Genomic DNA, 17,516 nt, shown 5'->3' on the forward strand with positions numbered 1-17,516 from the left:
CTACGCGAAGAAGCCCTTAATCAGGTGGATAACGCGCTGCTGCTCGTCTTCTGTCATGTTGTAGAACATCGGCAGACGTACCAGGCGCTCGCTTTCACGGGTGGTAAAGATATCCTCACCGTCAAAACGGCCGAACTCCATACCCGCCGGGCAGCTGTGCAGCGGCACATAGTGGAATACGGTCAGCACGTCATTGGCTTTCATGTATTCGCTGAATGCGGTGCGCTCTGCCACATCTTTCAGTTTGATGTAGAACATATGCGCGTTCTGTTCCAGATTTTCCGGAACAACCGGCAGGGTCAGCAGGCCATCCTGCGCCAGCGGGGTCAGGGCATCATAGTAAATCTGCCAGAATGCCAGACGGCGTTCGTTGATTTTCTCTGCTTCTTCCAGCTGGGCCCACAGATACGCGGCCTGTAAATCAGACATCAGGTAACTGGAGCCGATATCACGCCAGGTGTATTTATCGACCTGACCGCGGAAGAATTCACTGCGGTTGGTGCCTTTCTCACGGACAATTTCCGCACGGCCAATCATCGCCGGATCGTTAATCAGCGTGGCACCGCCCTCACCGCCGGAGGAGTAGTTTTTGGTCTCGTGGAAGCTGTAGCAGCCGATATGACCGATAGAGCCCAGCGCACGGCCTTTGTAGGTTGACATCACGCCCTGCGCGGCATCTTCCACCACAAAGAGGTTATATTTCTTCGCCAGCGCCATGATGATATCCATTTCACAGGCCACGCCTGCATAATGCACCGGCACAATCGCTTTGGTTTTATCAGTGATAGCCGCTTCGATTTTGGTTTCATCGATGTTCATGGTGTCCGGACGGATATCAACAAACACCACTTTCGCACCGCGCAGCACAAAAGCGTTGGAAGTGGACACAAAGGTATAGCTCGGCATGATGACTTCATCACCCGGCCGGATATCCAGCAGGATTGCCGCCATTTCCAGTGAGGCGGTACAGGACGGGGTCAGCAGAACTTTGGCGCTGCCGAACCGTTTTTCCATCCACTCTTCGCATTTTTTGGTGAACGAACCGTCACCGCACAGCTTGCCGCTTTGCATGGCCTGCTGCATATATTCAACTTCTGTGCCGACTACAGGTGGTTTATTAAATGGAATCATTGCATCCTCGGTATAACCAGTAGGCAGTGCTGTCAACCGCACCACCGCTTTTTGTATAAAGGCGCATTGCCGCAAGATTACTGAGTTGTGTTGCAACCCGTAATACCCGGCAGTGATGTTCTGCACACCACTGTTGCGCCGCCGACATTAATGTCAGGCCGATACCCTGACCCTGATTGCCCGGCAGTACCGCCAGCAGCCCGATACGGGCGCTGTGTTCATCTGTCTGACGGAGAGTGACAAACCCGGCAATCTCATTGTTTTTATTGCGGATCAGCAGACAGTCTTTATCAAATGTCCCGCGTACTGCTTTTTCCGCCCACACCGCATAAAACCGGGCGCTGTCATCCGGCTGATACCACGGCGCGCGGAAACGGCTCTGACTGAAAACCTGTGCCGCTGCCTGTTTTATCACCGGGATATCCGTTTCATCCGCATAACAGAGTGTACTGTCAGACACTGCATTTTCTGTGCCACTCTTAAGTGACAATGCAAAATCCACCTCACTTTCCGCGAGGGAAAAGCCGAGTGCCGATAAACCGTCCAGTGCCGCGTTATCCCCGGCACTGATTTTGGCCTGCACCAGGTCATACGGCACAAAATCTGCCTCAGACAAGGGTGCTGCATCCGGGGAAAATGCCAGTTTTGCCGTTTTCAGGGCAAAAAAGTCACTTTCCCAGACGAGATGCTCAATACTGGCGCGGACGGACATGGAGTAAATTCTTCAGATACTGACCATAACCGGTCTTCGCCAGCTGACGGGCGGATTCTGCCACCTGTTCGTCATTCAGCCAGCCGTTGCGCCAGGCAATCTCTTCCAGACAGGCAATTTTAAAGCCCTGACGTTTTTCAACGGTCTGCACAAAGGTGCTGGCTTCAATCAGGCTGTCATGAGTTCCGGTGTCCAGCCAGGCAAAACCACGGCCGAGCAGCTCAACATTCAGTTCACCGCGCTCCAGATACATCTGGTTGATACTGGTGATTTCCAGTTCGCCGCGCTCAGACGGCTTCACCTGTTTGGCGATATCAACCACCTGATTATCATAGAAATACAATCCGGTAACTGCCCAGTTGGATTTCGGATGAACCGGTTTTTCCTCAATCGACAGTGCGCGGAATTCATCATCAAATTCCACCACACCGAAACGTTCCGGGTCCATCACCTGATAGCCGAATACCGTTGCACCGTGTGTCCGGGCCGCCACGCTTTTCAGTTTCGGACTGAACGCGTGACCGAAGAAAATATTATCGCCCAGCACCAGACTGCAACTGTCATCACCGATAAATTCCTCACCGATGATAAAGGCCTGTGCCAGGCCATCCGGTGACGGCTGTTCGGCATAGCTCAGAGAGATACCAAACTGATCACCGTTACCCAGCAGACGGCGGAATGACGGTAAATCTTCCGGCGTTGAGATGATCAGGACTTCGCGGATCCCGGCCAGCATCAGCACGGACAGCGGATAGTAGATCATCGGTTTGTCGTAAATCGGCAGCAGCTGTTTTGACACCCCGCGGGTAATCGGGTGCAACCGTGTTCCGGAGCCGCCCGCCAGAATAATTCCTTTCATACCAGCCTCTTACTTATCCTGACCCAGTCCCAGACGCTGTCCGGCATACGAGCCGTCCTGCACCCGGCGCCACCAGGTTTCATTATTCAGATACCATTCCACCGTTTTGCGGATACCGGATTCAAAGGTTTCCTGCGGACGCCAGCCCAGGTCACGCTCAATTTTGTCAGCATCAATCGCATAACGCAGATCATGCCCCGGACGGTCTGTCACATAGGTGATAAGGTCGCGGTATTGCGCGACACCCGCCGGTTTCTGCGGATGCAGTTCTTCCAGCAGCTCACAGATAGTTTCCACCACCTGAATATTTTTGCGCTCGTTATGACCACCGATATTGTAGGTTTCGCCAATATTTGCCTGCGTTACCACGGTATACAACGCACGGGCGTGGTCATCCACAAACAGCCAGTCACGGATCTGCTCACCTTTGCCGTACACCGGCAGCGGTTTGCCGGAAATCGCATTGAGGATCACCAGCGGGATCAGTTTTTCCGGGAAGTGGTACGGACCGTAGTTATTTGAACAGTTAGTGATCACCGACGGGAAGCCGTACGTCCGCTGCCAGGCGCGTACCAGATGGTCACTGGAGGCTTTGGAGGCAGAATACGGGCTGCTCGGTGCATACGGTGTGGTTTCCGTGAAGAAGCCGTCAGGCCCTTCCAGGTCGCCGTAAACTTCATCAGTGGAGATATGGTGGAAACGGAATGCGGATTTTTTCTCCGCATCCAGAGCCGTCCAGTAATGGCGTGCCGCTTCCAGCAGTGTGTAAGTGCCCACAATGTTGGTTTCGATAAACGCCGCCGGGCCGTCGATAGAGCGATCCACATGACTTTCCGCCGCCAGATGCATCACAGCATCCGGCTGATACTGTGCAAACACGCGGTCAAGCGCCGCGCGGTCACAGATATCGACCTGTTCAAAGGCATAGCGCGGGTCATCCGCTACCGGTGCCAGTGATTCGAGGTTACCGGCATAGGTCAGTTTATCCACCACCACCACACTGTCAGCAGTGTCACTGATGATATGACGAACAACCGCAGAGCCGATAAAACCGGCTCCGCCTGTCACTAAAATACGTTTCAACGCCATACTCCTTTGGTGTCGATAATCCATTTCTGCGGGATCTGGCTGCCCGGGATGCCTTTGAACGGGGTGTGATCCACCAGCAGCAGAATGATATCCGCATCAGTAATCGCTTTTTCGATGGAGACCAGCTCAGCCAGACCTTTCAGTTTATTCGGCAGTTCATGAACGTTCGGCTCGACCGCCAGCGTTTTCCCTGCATGCCACTCAGCCACCATTTTGGTCACCTGAACCGCCGGGCTTTCACGCAGATCGTCGATGTTTGGTTTGAATGCCAGGCCAAAGCAGGCAATAGTCACTTCATTGGCACGTTTGCCGGTTTCTGTCAGGCAATCAGCAACCGCTTGTTTTACCTGATCAATCACCCACAGTGGTTTGCCGTCGTTGACCAGACGGGCAGTGTGGATCAGACGGGCCTGTTTCGGGTTCTGCGCCACGATAAACCACGGGTCAACCGCGATACAGTGACCACCGACACCCGGACCCGGCTGTAAAATATTCACACGCGGATGGCGGTTTGCCAGGCTGATCAGTTCCCAGACATTGATGCCCTGGTCAGCACAAATCAGTGATAATTCATTCGCAAACGCAATGTTCACATCGCGGAAGCTGTTTTCGGTCAGTTTGCACATCTCCGCGGTACGTGCGTTAGTGATGACACACTCACCTTCCAGGAAGATGTTATAGAGTTCACTGGCGCGTTTTGAGGATTTTGGTGTCATCCCGCCGACCACACGGTCGTTTTTAATCAGTTCAACCATCACCTGGCCCGGCAGTACGCGTTCGGGACAATAGGCGATATCGATATCCGATTCTTCACCCGCCTGCTGCGGGAAGGTCAGATCAGGACGTGCTGCTGCCAGCCACTCTGCCATCTGCTCAGTCGCACCGACCGGCGAGGTGGATTCGAGAATAATCAGGTCACCTTTTTTCAGTACCGGGGCGATAGATTCCGCCGCAGACTGCACAAAAGCCAGATCCGGCTCGTGATCACCTTTAAACGGTGTCGGTACCGCAATCAGGAACGCATCAGCAGGCTGTGGTTTGGTGAACGCTTTCAGGAAACCGCCTTCCACCGCTGTTTTCACAACCGCACCCAGGTCCGGCTCCACAATATGAATTTCACCACGGTTAATGGTATCAACCGCATGCTGGTTCACATCCACACCAACCACATTCTTCTGACGGGAGGCAAATGCTGCCGCTGTTGGTAAACCGATATAACCCAGACCGACAACAGAAATAGTTTCAAAACTCATAATGTCACCTGATTGTTTTTCAATGCTTCAAGAATACGCTGGCACGCTTTTCCGTCCCCATAAGGGTTATGTGAACGGCTCATCTCATGATAAGCCGCCGGATCGGTCAGCAATCGCGTTACTTCACGAACGATAGTGCCGGTTTCGGTGCCGACCAGACGAACAGTCCCGGCGTCAACCGCCTCCGGACGTTCGGTGGTATCACGCATCACCAGAACCGGTTTACCTAATGACGGTGCTTCTTCCTGAATGCCGCCGGAGTCGGTCAGGATCATATAAGCATGGTTCATAAGGTAGACAAAAGGAAGGTAATCCTGCGGACTGATCAGCACAATGTTGCTGATATCATGCAGGATCCGTTTTACCGGCTCACTGACATTCGGGTTGAGGTGAACCGGGTAGACAATCTGGACTTCCGGATGGGTCGTGGCAATTTCCGCCAGCGCGTGACAAATCCGCTCAAACCCGCCGCCGAAACTCTCACGGCGGTGACCGGTAACCAGAATCATTTTTTTGCTGCTGTCGATAAACGGATACTGTTCATCCAGTTGTGCCAGCAGGGCTTTGTCCTGCATGATGCGGTCGCGGACAGCAAGCAGGGCATCGATCACCGTATTGCCGGTGACGAAAATATGGTTGTCGCGGATACCTTCATGCAGCAGGTTTTCGCGTGAATTTTGTGTCGGCGCGAAATGGTACATTGCCAGGTGTCCGGCAATTTTGCGGTTGGCTTCTTCCGGCCACGGTGAATACAGATTGCCGGTGCGCAGACCCGCTTCCACATGCCCCACCGGGATCCGCTGGTAAAACGCCGCCAGGCTGGTTGCCATGGTGGTTGCGGTATCGCCGTGAACCAGAACGACATCCGGTTTAAAGTCGGCCAGAACCGGCTTTAACCCCTCAAGAATACGACAGGTAATATCTGTTAAATCCTGCCCCGGGCGCATAATATTGAGATCATAATCCGGTGTGATCTCAAAAAGGTGTAATACCTGATCCAGCATTTCACGATGCTGCGCGGTCACACAGACTTTTGCCTCAAAAGCCTGATCCGCTGCCAGCGCATGTACCAGCGGCGCCATTTTGATGGCTTCCGGGCGGGTACCAAATACAGTCAATACTTTCACTGAGAGTCTCTTTTATTTTATATGATATCCGGCTTTCCGGCCGGTGACGGTTTCCCGCCTTAAAACAGGCCGGGAACAGTGCCCCGGCCGGTTGTTCTGCCGCTGCCGTTACGGACGGCGGCGAACCAGTGCCACACCGGCACCGGTCAGTGCACCAATAAAGCCCCACATAATCATCATGAAAGCACGGCGCGGGCTGTCACGTTTTACCGGCTCGTCCGGGGTTCGCAGATAGCGGTAGGCACGGAAGTTATCTTCCAGCGCCGGGCCGACATTCAGCGTTGACAGCATGGCAATGTTCTGCTCGTAGTCTTTGTCAAACTCCGGCCCGGCGGCTTCCAGTGTCTCCAGGCGCGCCTGCAGCATCGGTGTGCCTAATAAAAACAGCTGGGAGGATGGCAGTTCGTCAGCAGGTATATCTGTCCGGCTGCGGCTGATCCCTTGTTTCTGTGCGGCAGCGATAGCATTTTTCAGCTGTCCGGTTTCACGCTGATACAGCGATTCCGCCACCATCTTCTGGCGTTTGACCAGTGCTTTCAGTGACTGGGTACGGGTCGCCCAGGCACCTTTCAGCTCATCGTTAAGATTCTGAGCCGCCCGCGCATTGGCGAAATCCACATACTGACTCAGCAGTTTCGCCGAATCAGCTGCCGATTCCGCTGTCAGCGTCAGCGTGTCATTCACCAGTTTTTTCGTGTCATCACGCGGGGTCAGCGTGATGTTGTTGATCATTTCGTCCAGCAGTGCCGCATCCGCTTTGGCATCATTTTCCATACGGGATTTGTAGTAATCCGTCTGTAACCAGAAGTCACGGCGGGTATCGTAAGAGGCCGCCTGGGTAATAAACTCCTGGTAAGCCTCATTCGGGATAGGCAGCAGTGCGGAAGATTCCTGCGCGGCATTCAGATGCGTGTCCAGATTGCGCATAAATTGCTGCTGGGAATAATATCCGCCTAAATTATTAACGGTCGGATAGTCAGTGATCGCCGTGGAATTCCACTTCTGCTGCATAAAATAACTGGCACCTAATGCAACCAGCGCAAACACAACCGCCGTCCCGGCAATCCATAATTTTCCGCGCCATAACGACATAAATAACGCACGGATATCTAATTCCTGGTCATACTGCGTTTGTTGCGGGTCCGGAGTATTTTCTGAACGCATATCAACATGTGCCTCTGTGGTTAAAAATTTAGTGTGTGACCGATTTACGACGCATACGGCGTCTGTGGCGTTTGATAAAACGAGCCACTTTCCAGGCGCGTTTTATGCAGTAGCCGTACATAATAAAAGCAAGCAAGAACAGTGCCAGCATTACCCATTCAGGGACAAAGCTGAGTATCTGTCCGGTAATACCGATAGCCGCTAATACGGCTGCAGCAAGGGTTATCACCACAAAGGATTCGCGGGACGTAAACCCGGAACGCATAATCAGATGATGAATATGCTGGCGATCCGGTGAAAACGGGCTCATCCCTTTACGCAGACGGCGGTACATAATCGCCACCATATCCATCAGCGGAATAGCGATCACCCACAGTGCGGTCACGGCATTAATCGCATGCGGCTCCCCGCCCTGTGAGGCCGATGTCAGCAGCCAGATAATAGTGAACCCAATCAGCGTACTGCCCGCATCCCCCATAAAGACTTTAAAACGGCGGCCGAACAGCCCGAGGTTAAAGCAGATATACGGCAGAATGGCAGCGATAAAGGTAAAGCACCAGAATGCCAGACCGCTGTTGCCGCTCAGGGCAAACAGGATCCCCAGCGCGCCGAAAGAGACACAGGAAAGCCCGCCGAGCAGACCGTCGATACCATCCACCATATTGAACGCATTCACCGCGCCCCATACCGCAAACAGTGTCAGCACATAGCTGAACGGCCCGAGAGTCAGCTCCCACGGCCCGAATGCATGACCCAGGCTGTCAATTTTCAGGTTGGCAAACACCATCATAATGATAGCAACCACCGCCTGAACACCGGCCCGCAGTTTCACACTGAGGTCAAACCGGTCATCGAGCGCCCCGACCAGCACCAATGCACCGGCGCACCCGAGATATATAAATTTATGCGCAATAAACTCATCACTGATGAGGAAAGCAAAGCAGACACTGATAAAAATAGAAATTCCGCCGACTAACGGGACCAGTCCCTGATGCTTTTTGCGGTAATTGGGTTTATCCACCAAACCGACAGCGACGCCAGCCTTACGGGCTGCAAAGACCGTCGCGGTGGCGAACACAAATATGATTAGGAGTTCAGTTAACATAGTGAGATTCACAACAACCCTTTCAGATATTTTTATTATCCCTGCCGGCCGACATCACCGTGCAGAACCTGCCATTACCAGGCAAATAATACATGCAAGAAACATACCATGCCCTGTAAAACGGGCGCTCCGTGCATAACCGGTAAAAAAAAACGCCACAATACATGCGGCGTTAGTTATAAAGTGTCGTCGAAAAGCTACGAGCGTTTCATGAAGTCGAAGAACTCTTCGTTGGTCTTCGTCATCGCGAGTTTGTTAATCAGGAACTCCATCGCATCAATCTCACCCATCGGATGGATAATTTTGCGCAGGATCCACATTTTCTGCAGTTCATCCTGAGTGGTCAGCAGCTCTTCTTTACGTGTACCGGAGCGGTTGTAATCAATCGCCGGGAAGACACGTTTTTCTGCGATCTTACGGGACAGGTGTAATTCCATATTACCTGTACCTTTAAATTCTTCGTAGATAACTTCATCCATCTTCGACCCGGTATCAACCAGTGCGGTCGCGATGATAGTCAGACTTCCGCCCTCTTCCACGTTACGCGCGGCACCGAAGAAACGCTTAGGACGATGCAGGGCGTTGGCATCCACACCACCGGTCAGTACTTTACCGGAGGAAGGAACGACGGTGTTGTAGGCACGGGCCAGACGGGTAATGGAGTCGAGCAGGATGATGACATCTTTTTTATGCTCAACCAGACGTTTGGCTTTCTCGATAACCATTTCCGCGACCTGAACGTGACGCGCTGCCGGTTCATCAAAGGTGGACGCGATAACTTCACCTTTAACCAGACGCTGCATCTCGGTCACTTCTTCCGGACGTTCGTCGATCAGCAGAACCATCAGCACACAGTCAGGGTAGTTATGTGCGATATTAGCCGCGATATTCTGCAGCAGCATGGTTTTACCGGCTTTCGGCGGTGCCACAATCAGACCACGCTGACCACGGCCGATAGGAGCGGCGAGGTCAAGCACACGGGCGGTTAAATCTTCTGTTGAACCATTACCACGCTCCATACGCAGACGGCGGTTTGCGTGCAGCGGTGTTAAGTTTTCAAACAGGATTTTACTGCGGGCGTTTTCAGGTTTGTCGAAGTTGACTTCGTTAACTTTCAGCAGGGCAAAATAACGTTCGCCTTCTTTCGGCGGGCGGATTTTACCTGAAATGGTGTCACCGGTACGGAGGTTAAAACGGCGGATTTGGCTGGGAGAAACGTAGATATCATCAGGGCCTGCGAGGTATGAACTGTCAGCAGAACGGAGGAAACCAAAGCCGTCCTGCAATATTTCCAGCACACCGTCACCGAAAATATCCTCGCCGCTCTTCGCGTGCTGCTTGAGGATAGAGAAGATGATGTCCTGTTTTCTCATACGGGCCAGGTTTTCCAGCCCCATATTTTCGCCGAGAGTAATCAGTTCTGATACCGGCGTATTCTTTAATTCGGTAAGATTCATAATGGTGGGTTCTTTGACTCGGGGTGTATCTCGAATTATGAACGTGAATAATACGGTAACGTTATCGCTACCAGGTTAATTTTTTACAAAACCGATTTTCACTGTTAATACGAATATTTTTGCATTTCCAGGTAATCGTCTGCAAGGCTGACTGTGAACACCCGGCACAGGGCAAGATGTGATGCACATCCTATTTGGGAGAACAAATTGGGTGACATTCCCGCAAATTAGATTTATCTCCGAGGGATAACCGGACACCGGGACCGGGATATCGGATACCTTGATGTATCCGGAGATAACAGACTTTCAGACACTACAGAGTTGTCAGTATGCTATGCTGTCTGAGGAGCTTCAGCGATACCTGATCAGCTGGCGCTAACTTATCATGCTTCAGAGAAGACGTCCAGCGGGTGAACAAGGATTAATTCACGTTCCCGCAGGACATCTTAACGACAAATGCTGAAACCGGCTATCAGATATTGTTATCGATAAAGGTTTTCAGCTGGGTTTTGGATACCGCACCAACCTGCGTTGCCTTCACCATGCCGTCCTTGAACAGCAGTAATGTCGGGATGCCGCGGATGCCGTATTTTGGCGCTGTCTGCGGGTTATCATCAATGTTCAGTTTTGCGATAGTGATTTTCCCTGCATATTCGTCGGCGATTTCGTCTAGAATAGGGGCAATCATTTTACACGGGCCACACCAGTCTGCCCAAAAATCAACGAGCACAGGGCCGTTTGCTTTTAATACGCTTTGTTCGAAAACGGAATCAGTCAGGTGAATAATTTTATCGCTCATTGTTCCACTCCAAAATTTGTACGATACCCGATTAGTCTACCATTATTTAATGATAGGATTTACCTATTTCAGCGAATAGACTTCCGTAACGCAACATTAAACTGATATTCTACCTAAATATGAGCAAAACACATTTAACAGACAAGAAGTTTTCTGACTTCGCCTTGCATACTAAAGTGGTAGAAGCGCTTGATTCTAAGGGCTTTTATAACTGCACGCCTATTCAGGCGCTGACACTTCCCCTGACGATCAACGGCCGGGATGTTGCAGGACAGGCACAAACAGGAACAGGAAAGACGCTGGCATTTCTGACGTCAACGTTTCATCATTTACTTACCCATCCGGCACCGGAAGGCCGCAAAATCAATCAGCCACGTGCGCTGATTATGGCCCCGACCCGCGAACTCGCGGTACAGATCCATTCTGACGCCGAACCACTGTCTCAGCTTACCGGGCTGAAAACCGGCCTGGCTTACGGCGGTGACGGCTACGACAAACAAATCAAAGTGCTGGATGACGGCGTCGATGTGATTATCGGCACCACCGGGCGCTTAATCGACTTCGCCAAACAGGGCCGTATCGACCTGAGCGCCATTCAGGTTGTGGTTCTCGATGAAGCTGACCGTATGTACGATCTCGGCTTTATCAAAGATATCCGCTGGCTGTTCCGCCATATGCCGCCATGTGCCGAGCGTATGAACCTGCTGTTCTCCGCGACACTCTCCTACCGTGTCCGTGAGCTGGCATTTGAGCAGATGAACAACCCGGAATACATTGAAATTGAACCGGAACAGCGTACCGGTCACCGGATCAAAGAAGAGTTATTCTATCCGTCCAATGAAGAAAAAATGCGTCTGCTCCAGACACTGCTGGAAGAAGAGTGGCCGGATCGCTGCATTATTTTCGCCAATACCAAGCACCGCTGTGAAGATATCTGGGCACACCTGGCGGCTGACGGCCACCGTGTCGGCCTGCTGACCGGCGATGTGGCGCAGAAAAAACGTCTGCGTATTCTCGAGGATTTCACTCACGGTAATCTGGATATTCTGGTGGCAACGGATGTTGCGGCCCGTGGTCTGCATATCCCGTCAGTGACTCACGTCTTTAACTATGATCTGCCGGATGACTGTGAAGATTATGTTCACCGTATCGGCCGTACCGGACGTGCCGGGGAAAGTGGTCACTCCATCAGCCTGGCCTGTGAAGAGTACGCACTGAACCTGCCTGCGATTGAAGAATATACCGGTCATCCGATTCCGGTCAGTAAATACAACAGCGATGCGCTGCTGACTGATCTGCCGGTACCGAAGCGCCGCCGCCGTCCGCCGCGCACCGGAGGTGGTCAGAACCGCCGCAATATGCCGCGCCGCAACAGCAACGGGCCGCGTCATAACAATAACCGCACCAAACGCTGAAGGCCGCCATGCTGAGATCGTCTTCGCTTTATGCTGCCATCGATCTGGGTTCCAACAGCTTTCATATGCTGGTGGTACGGGAGATCGCGGGCAGTATTCAGGTACTGTCACGGATAAAACGCAAGGTTCGTCTGGCAGCCGGGCTGGATAAAGAGAATATCCTGTCTCCGGCAGCGATGGCCCGCGGCTGGCAGTGTCTGCGCCTGTTTTCCGAACACCTGCAGGATATCCCGGATTCCCAAATCCGCGTGGTGGCAACAGCGACCCTGCGCCTGGCTAAAAATGCCGGTGAATTTCTGGAAACAGCGGCGGAGATCCTCGGTCATCCGGTCACCGTTATCCGGGGTGAGGAAGAAGCACGTCTGATTTATCAGGGCGTTGCCCACACCACCGGCGGGTCGGATAAACGTCTGGTGGTCGATATCGGCGGCGGCAGTACCGAACTGGTGACCGGCAGCGGTACCAAAACCACGGAACTGTTCAGCCTGGAAATGGGCTGCGTCACCTGGCTGGAGCGCTATTTTACCGATCGCTCCCTGACCACAGAAAATTTCGCCGGTGCCGAACAGGCTGCCCGCGATATTATCGCTCCTGTCGCCCCGGCACTTCTGGCGCAGGGCTGGCAGGTGTGTGTCGGCGCATCCGGCACCGTTCAGGCACTTCAGGAAATTATGATTGCTCAGGGCATGGATGAACAAATCACCCTGCCGAAACTGCAGCAGCTCAAACGCAAAGCGATTGAGTGCGGCAAACTGGAAGAGCTGGAAATTGAAGGGCTGACGCTGGAACGGGCACTGGTGTTCCCGAGCGGGCTGGCCATTCTTATCGCGATTTTTGAAACGCTCAGTATTGACAGCATGACACTCGCCGGGGGAGCACTGCGTGAAGGGCTGGTCTACGGCATGCTGGAATTGCCGGTAGAGCAGGACATCCGCACCCGGACACTGAAAAATATTCAGAAGCGTTTTCAGATCGATGCCGACCAGGGCAAACGGGTCCGCCAGTTGGCGGATCACTTTTTTCAGCAGGTGGCAACTGCCTGGCAGCTGGATATCCGCTGTCGTGAACTGCTCAGCAGCGCCTCGCTGATCCATGAAATCGGGCTGAGTGTTGATTTCCGCAAAGGCCCTGAACATGCCGGTTATCTGGTCAGTAATCTGGATTTACCCGGTTTCACACCGGCACAGCGCCGCCTGTTAGCGGTGCTGCTGCGTAATCAGAGCGGCCCGTTAGATATCCATTCTCTCAATCAGCAAAATGCACTGACGCCGCGTGAAGCGGGCTGTTTGTGCCGTCTGCTGCGTCTGGCGATTATTTTTGCCAGCCGCCGCCGTGATGACACACTGCCGTCACTGCGCATCCGGGCGTCTGCGGAAGGGCTGATTATCACACTGCCGGTCGGCTGGCAGCAATTGCATCCGCTGCGCGCGGAAGCATTACAGCAGGAAATTCAGTGGCAGAGTTATGTGCAGTGGTCACTGATGCTGGAAGAACAGAAGCCATCCACCCTCGGCTGACAGATAATAAGCCCTTATTATCCGTTTTCGGACATTATCAGGGCTTTAATTTTATGAGCCTTTTCAAAGTGATCCAACTTACGGGTCATAATCCACCACGTAGCGGCTTCCATCAGTAATTCCGGATCATCATTTTTATTGGCAAAAAACGCGTAAAACGATAAACCTGTATTTTCACCTTTTTTCAGTATCTTATCATCACATACCGCGATCATTTTTGCTCTGAGTGATTCCCTCATCCGTTTTCTTCCTTTTTCTTTGCCAGCATCGCCTTCAGCCCGGCCACACCGCGCAACCCGGTCTGTTGTTTCTCCTCGGCGGTTTTCACCACTTTTTTGCCGTCGTCCCAGTGCAGATCATCCTGCGGCAGTTCATAGAGAAACCGGCTCGGTTCCGGGCGGATCAATTCGCCGTACTGGCGGCGCTCACGGCACAGGGTAAAAAAGAGGGATTTTTGGGCACGGGTGATCCCCACATAGGCCAGACGCCGCTCTTCATCCACATTATCCTCATCGATACTGGACTGATGCGGCAAAATCCCCTCTTCCATGCCCACGAGGAAAACATACGGAAATTCCAGCCCCTTAGAGGCATGCAGTGTCATCAGTTGCACCTGATCCAGCTCTTCCGCTTCCTCGCTGCGCTCCATCATGTCGCGCAACGTAAAGCGGGTAACCACCTGTGCCAGCGTCATCGGCTCGTTGAGATCATCCCCTTCCAGCATTTCCGCCATCCAGCTGAACAGCTGATCGACGTTTTTCATCCGCATCTCAGCGGCTTTCGGACTGGCGGACGTTTCAAAAAGCCAGCTCTGATAATCCAGGCCGTGCAGTAAATCACGCACCGCGATCAGCGGCTCGCGCTCAACTAATTTTTCCACTTCCGCCAGCCAGCCGGTGAAATTCGTCAGTGCCGCCAGCCCCTGACCGGACAGTGTCTGCCCCAGTCCAAGATCAAAACTGGCCTGATACAAACTTTTGTCCCGCGTATTGGCCCACTCACCCAACTTTTGGATAGTAGCCGGTCCTATTCCCCGGCGTGGCGTGTTCACGATGCGCAGGAAAGCACTGTCATCTTCCGGATTGGTCAGCACACGCAGGTACGCCAGTAAATCCTTAATTTCCGGACGGGAGAAGAAAGAGGTTCCGCCGGAGATCCGGTACGGGATCCGGTTTTGCATCAGCATTTTTTCAAAGATCCGAGACTGATGGTTGCCGCGGTATAAGATCGCGTAATCTTTATAATCGGTCTTATTGATAAAATGATGGGCGATCAGCTCCCCGACCACCCGCTCCGCTTCATGATCTTCATTATTCGCGGTGATCACTTTCATCGGATCACCATACCCGAGGTTTGAAAAAAGCTGTTTTTCAAATACATGCGGGTTATTGGCGATCAGGATATTCGCTGCATTCAGAATACAGCCGGACGATCGGTAATTCTGCTCCAGCTTGATCACCCGCAACTCCGGAAAATCTTTACTCAGCTGTACCAGGTTTTTCGGTTGTGCGCCACGCCATGAATAAATTGACTGATCATCATCACCCACAACGGTAAAATACGCGCGTTTACCGACCAGCAATTTCACCAGCTGATACTGACTGGTGTTGGTATCCTGATACTCATCCACCAGCAGATAACGGATACGCTGCTGCCAGCGCTCACGCGCCTGTTCATCACGGGCAAACAGCAGGGTCGGTTTGGTGATAAGGTCATCAAAATCAAGCACATTACAGCTGTTCAGATGCAATTCATAACGGCGGTAACACTCAGCAAACGTATGTTCACGCTCTGATCGCGCCAGCCCTTTTGCCTGTTCCGGCGTCAGCAGGGCATTCTTCCAGTTCGAGATCTGACTGACCAGTTGTTGCAGTAACTCTTTATCTTCTTCCAGATGATCAAACGTCAGCTCTTTAAGCAACGCGAGCTGATCCTGATCATCGAACAGGGAGAAATTACTTTTCATCCCCAGCGCTTTGTATTCCCGCTTGATAATCTCCAGCCCCAGGGTATGGAATGTGGAGATCATCAGCCCTTTGGCCTCTTTGCGCCCCAGGGTTTGTGCAACACGCTCTTTCATTTCCCGCGCGGCTTTGTTGGTAAAAGTCACCGCCGCAATCTGGCGCGGCTGATAGCCGGTATTGCGGATCAGATGGGCAATTTTATTGGTGATCACACGGGTTTTGCCGGAGCCGGCACCCGCAAGCACAAGGCACGGCCCCTGAACATACTCAACGGCCTGCTGCTGGCCGGGATTTAATTTCATACGCGCTGTTAACTCGACTCAATACTGGAACAGAAGGGAATTGTAACAGAAAGGTACAACAGAAGTGTAACCGGACGTCGCCCATTAAAACGGAAAACGGCACCCGCAGGTGCCGTCTTATCATTAAACGATTTTGTTATCAGCCGCCGACTGCGATACGTTTCATATCCGTCATATAGCCGCGCAGGGTTTTGCCCACAGTTTCAATCGGATGCTGGCGGATCGCTTCATTGATATCACGCAGCTGTGCGTTATCCGTGCCGTAATCTGCCCCGGATTTACCCAGGTCGCCCGGCTGCAGTGATGCCATAAAGTCTTTCAGTAACGGCACGGCTGCGAAGGAGAACAGGTAGTTGCCGTATTCTGCGGTATCGGAGATAACCACGTTCATTTCATACAAACGCTTACGGGCAATGGTGTTGGCGATCAGCGGCAGTTCATGCAATGATTCATAATAAGCAGATTCTGCAATGATCCCCGCGTCAATCATAGTTTCAAATGCCAGCTCAACACCGGCTTTCACCATTGCGACCATGACAACTCCGTGGTCAAAATATTCCTGTTCACTGATTTTCTGCTCAGAATCCGGATAGTTTTCAAATGCCGTCTTGCCGGTCTCTTCACGCCATGTCAGCAGATTTTTATCATCATTTGCCCAGTCTGCCATCATCGTTGAGGAGAAATGACCGGAAATGATGTCATCCATATGTTTTTCAAACAGGGTCTTCATCTGTGCTTTCAGGGTTTCAGACAGCTGATAAGCACGGACTTTTGCCGGGTTGGACAATCTGTCCATCATCAGTGTGATCCCGCCCTGTTTCAGTGCTTCGGTAATGGTTTCCCAGCCGTACTGGATCAGCTTACCCGCATACGCCGGGTCAGCCCCGTCAGCAACCATTTTGTCATAACAAAGCAGTGAACCGGCCTGCAACATACCGCAGAGGATAGTCTGCTCGCCCATCAGGTCAGATTTCACTTCTGCAACAAAAGATGATTCCAGAACACCGGCACGATGGCCGCCGGTCGCCGCAGCCCAGGCTTTGGCAATCGCCAGGCCTTCACCTTTGGCATCATTTTCCGGATGCACTGCAATCAGTGTCGGAACACCAAAGCCGCGCTTGTACTCTTCACGCACTTCCGTTCCCGGACATTTCGGTGCCACCATCACAACCGTGATATCAGGACGGATGGTTTCGCCGACTTCGACAATATTGAAGCCATGTGAGTAACCCAGTGCCGCACCGGATTTCATCAGTGGCTGAACCGCTTTCACCACCGCAGAGTGCTGTTTGTCCGGCGTCAGGTTAACCACGAGGTCAGCCTGCGGGATCAGGTCTTCATACGTGCCGACGGTAAAACCGTTTTCGGTGGCACGACGCCATGAGGTGCGCTTCTCATCGATCGCTTCCTGACGCAGCGCATAAGCGATATCCAGTCCGGAATCGCGCATGTTCAGTCCCTGGTTCAGCCCCTGCGCACCACAGCCGACAATCACCACTTTTTTGCCTTTGAGATACCCCGCCTCGTCCGCAAATTCTTCGCGTGCCATAAACCGGCATTTGCCTAACTGCGCCAGCTGCTGGCGCAAATTCAGTGTATTAAAATAATTCGCCATGGTGACT

15 protein-coding genes are annotated in these 17,516 nt (G+C 52.5%); 2 read left to right on the top strand and 13 right to left on the bottom strand.

Annotation, left to right across the window (positions count from 1 at the left end; all coding sequences use genetic code 11):
* From rffA to trxA, 10 genes are all read right to left on the bottom strand, one after another.
* Complete coding sequence (rffA, locus tag N7387_RS11105) at positions 1 to 1,131, bottom strand: dTDP-4-amino-4,6-dideoxygalactose transaminase (protein ID WP_279798939.1); 1,131 nt, start codon at positions 1,129 to 1,131, stop codon at positions 1 to 3.
* Positions 1,118 to 1,843 (bottom strand): dTDP-4-amino-4,6-dideoxy-D-galactose acyltransferase, encoded by a 726-nt coding sequence (gene rffC / locus N7387_RS11110; protein ID WP_279798940.1) that lies wholly within the window; start codon positions 1,841 to 1,843, stop codon positions 1,118 to 1,120. The genes rffA and rffC overlap by 14 nt, the downstream gene beginning before the upstream one ends.
* Positions 1,821 to 2,702, bottom strand: a complete 882-nt coding sequence (rfbA, locus tag N7387_RS11115) for a glucose-1-phosphate thymidylyltransferase RfbA (protein WP_273746639.1) — start codon at positions 2,700 to 2,702, stop codon at positions 1,821 to 1,823. The genes rffC and rfbA overlap by 23 nt, the downstream gene beginning before the upstream one ends.
* Positions 2,703 to 2,711: 9 nt before the next feature.
* Positions 2,712 to 3,791 (bottom strand): dTDP-glucose 4,6-dehydratase, encoded by a 1,080-nt coding sequence (gene rffG / locus N7387_RS11120; RefSeq protein WP_262883214.1) that lies wholly within the window; start codon positions 3,789 to 3,791, stop codon positions 2,712 to 2,714.
* Positions 3,782 to 5,044 carry a UDP-N-acetyl-D-mannosamine dehydrogenase gene (gene wecC, locus N7387_RS11125; protein ID WP_072872224.1) on the bottom strand — a complete coding sequence of 421 codons (1,263 nt, stop codon included), beginning with the start codon at positions 5,042 to 5,044 and terminating at the stop codon, positions 3,782 to 3,784. The genes rffG and wecC overlap by 10 nt, the downstream gene beginning before the upstream one ends.
* Positions 5,041 to 6,171, bottom strand: a complete 1,131-nt coding sequence (wecB, locus tag N7387_RS11130; RefSeq protein WP_262860436.1) for a UDP-N-acetylglucosamine 2-epimerase (non-hydrolyzing) — start codon at positions 6,169 to 6,171, stop codon at positions 5,041 to 5,043. The genes wecC and wecB overlap by 4 nt, the downstream gene beginning before the upstream one ends.
* 108 nt (positions 6,172 to 6,279) lie before the next feature.
* Complete coding sequence (gene wzzE, locus N7387_RS11135; protein ID WP_262860437.1) at positions 6,280 to 7,335, bottom strand: ECA polysaccharide chain length modulation protein; 1,056 nt, start codon at positions 7,333 to 7,335, stop codon at positions 6,280 to 6,282.
* Between the two features lie 28 nt (positions 7,336 to 7,363).
* Positions 7,364 to 8,452, bottom strand: a complete 1,089-nt coding sequence (gene wecA, locus N7387_RS11140; protein ID WP_279798947.1) for a UDP-N-acetylglucosamine--undecaprenyl-phosphate N-acetylglucosaminephosphotransferase — start codon at positions 8,450 to 8,452, stop codon at positions 7,364 to 7,366.
* 185 nt (positions 8,453 to 8,637) lie between these two features.
* Positions 8,638 to 9,897 (bottom strand): transcription termination factor Rho, encoded by a 1,260-nt coding sequence (gene rho / locus N7387_RS11145; RefSeq protein WP_004234397.1) that lies wholly within the window; start codon positions 9,895 to 9,897, stop codon positions 8,638 to 8,640.
* 472 nt (positions 9,898 to 10,369) lie between these two features.
* Positions 10,370 to 10,696, bottom strand: a complete 327-nt coding sequence (gene trxA, locus N7387_RS11150; protein ID WP_279798950.1) for a thioredoxin TrxA — start codon at positions 10,694 to 10,696, stop codon at positions 10,370 to 10,372.
* A 119-nt stretch (positions 10,697 to 10,815) separates the two neighbouring features.
* Between trxA and rhlB the strand changes: the two genes are divergently transcribed.
* Together rhlB and gppA are read left to right on the top strand one after the other, a co-directional pair.
* Positions 10,816 to 12,111: an ATP-dependent RNA helicase RhlB gene (gene rhlB / locus N7387_RS11155; protein WP_279798953.1), complete on the top strand. Its 1,296-nt coding sequence runs from the start codon at positions 10,816 to 10,818 to the stop codon at positions 12,109 to 12,111.
* Positions 12,112 to 12,119: 8 nt separating this feature from the next.
* Positions 12,120 to 13,628 carry a guanosine-5'-triphosphate,3'-diphosphate diphosphatase gene (gene gppA, locus N7387_RS11160; RefSeq protein ID WP_279798954.1) on the top strand — a complete coding sequence of 503 codons (1,509 nt, stop codon included), beginning with the start codon at positions 12,120 to 12,122 and terminating at the stop codon, positions 13,626 to 13,628.
* A 17-nt stretch (positions 13,629 to 13,645) separates the two neighbouring features.
* Here gppA and N7387_RS11165 read toward each other — a convergent pair whose 3' ends face one another.
* From N7387_RS11165 to ilvC, 3 genes are all read right to left on the bottom strand, one after another.
* Positions 13,646 to 13,867 carry a DUF6500 family protein gene (locus tag N7387_RS11165; RefSeq protein WP_046894206.1) on the bottom strand — a complete coding sequence of 74 codons (222 nt, stop codon included), beginning with the start codon at positions 13,865 to 13,867 and terminating at the stop codon, positions 13,646 to 13,648.
* Entirely contained in the window at positions 13,864 to 15,894 is a 2,031-nt protein-coding gene (gene rep, locus N7387_RS11170; protein WP_279798955.1) for a DNA helicase Rep, read from the bottom strand. Before rep ends, N7387_RS11165 begins: the two co-directional genes overlap by 4 nt.
* 139 nt (positions 15,895 to 16,033) lie before the next feature.
* The gene (gene ilvC / locus N7387_RS11175) at positions 16,034 to 17,509 is read right to left on the bottom strand and encodes a ketol-acid reductoisomerase (RefSeq protein ID WP_262883210.1); all 1,476 of its coding nucleotides are present in this window, start codon (positions 17,507 to 17,509) and stop codon (positions 16,034 to 16,036) included.
* Positions 17,510 to 17,516 lie beyond the last annotated feature (7 nt).

The organism is Morganella sp. GD04133, from assembly GCF_029835375.1.
Classification (GTDB): Bacteria; Pseudomonadota; Gammaproteobacteria; order Enterobacterales; family Enterobacteriaceae; genus Morganella; species Morganella morganii_B.

Excerpts from the sequence above, each read along its gene's own strand:
- rffG (WP_262883214.1), bottom strand. The coding sequence starts at position 3,791 with ATGGCGTTGAAACGTATTTTAGTGACAGGCGGAGCCGGTTTTATCGGC.
- rffA (WP_279798939.1), bottom strand. The coding sequence starts at position 1,131 with ATGATTCCATTTAATAAACCACCTGTAGTCGGCACAGAAGTTGAATAT.
- wzzE (WP_262860437.1), bottom strand. The coding sequence starts at position 7,335 with ATGCGTTCAGAAAATACTCCGGACCCGCAACAAACGCAGTATGACCAG.
- rho (WP_004234397.1), bottom strand. The coding sequence starts at position 9,897 with ATGAATCTTACCGAATTAAAGAATACGCCGGTATCAGAACTGATTACT.
- N7387_RS11165 (WP_046894206.1), bottom strand. The coding sequence starts at position 13,867 with ATGAGGGAATCACTCAGAGCAAAAATGATCGCGGTATGTGATGATAAG.
- rep (WP_279798955.1), bottom strand. The coding sequence starts at position 15,894 with ATGAAATTAAATCCCGGCCAGCAGCAGGCCGTTGAGTATGTTCAGGGG.
- rffC (WP_279798940.1), bottom strand. The coding sequence starts at position 1,843 with ATGTCCGTCCGCGCCAGTATTGAGCATCTCGTCTGGGAAAGTGACTTT.
- trxA (WP_279798950.1), bottom strand. The coding sequence starts at position 10,696 with ATGAGCGATAAAATTATTCACCTGACTGATTCCGTTTTCGAACAAAGC.
- rfbA (WP_273746639.1), bottom strand. The coding sequence starts at position 2,702 with ATGAAAGGAATTATTCTGGCGGGCGGCTCCGGAACACGGTTGCACCCG.
- ilvC (WP_262883210.1), bottom strand. The coding sequence starts at position 17,509 with ATGGCGAATTATTTTAATACACTGAATTTGCGCCAGCAGCTGGCGCAG.
- gppA (WP_279798954.1), top strand. The coding sequence starts at position 12,120 with ATGCTGAGATCGTCTTCGCTTTATGCTGCCATCGATCTGGGTTCCAAC.
- wecC (WP_072872224.1), bottom strand. The coding sequence starts at position 5,044 with ATGAGTTTTGAAACTATTTCTGTTGTCGGTCTGGGTTATATCGGTTTA.
- rhlB (WP_279798953.1), top strand. The coding sequence starts at position 10,816 with ATGAGCAAAACACATTTAACAGACAAGAAGTTTTCTGACTTCGCCTTG.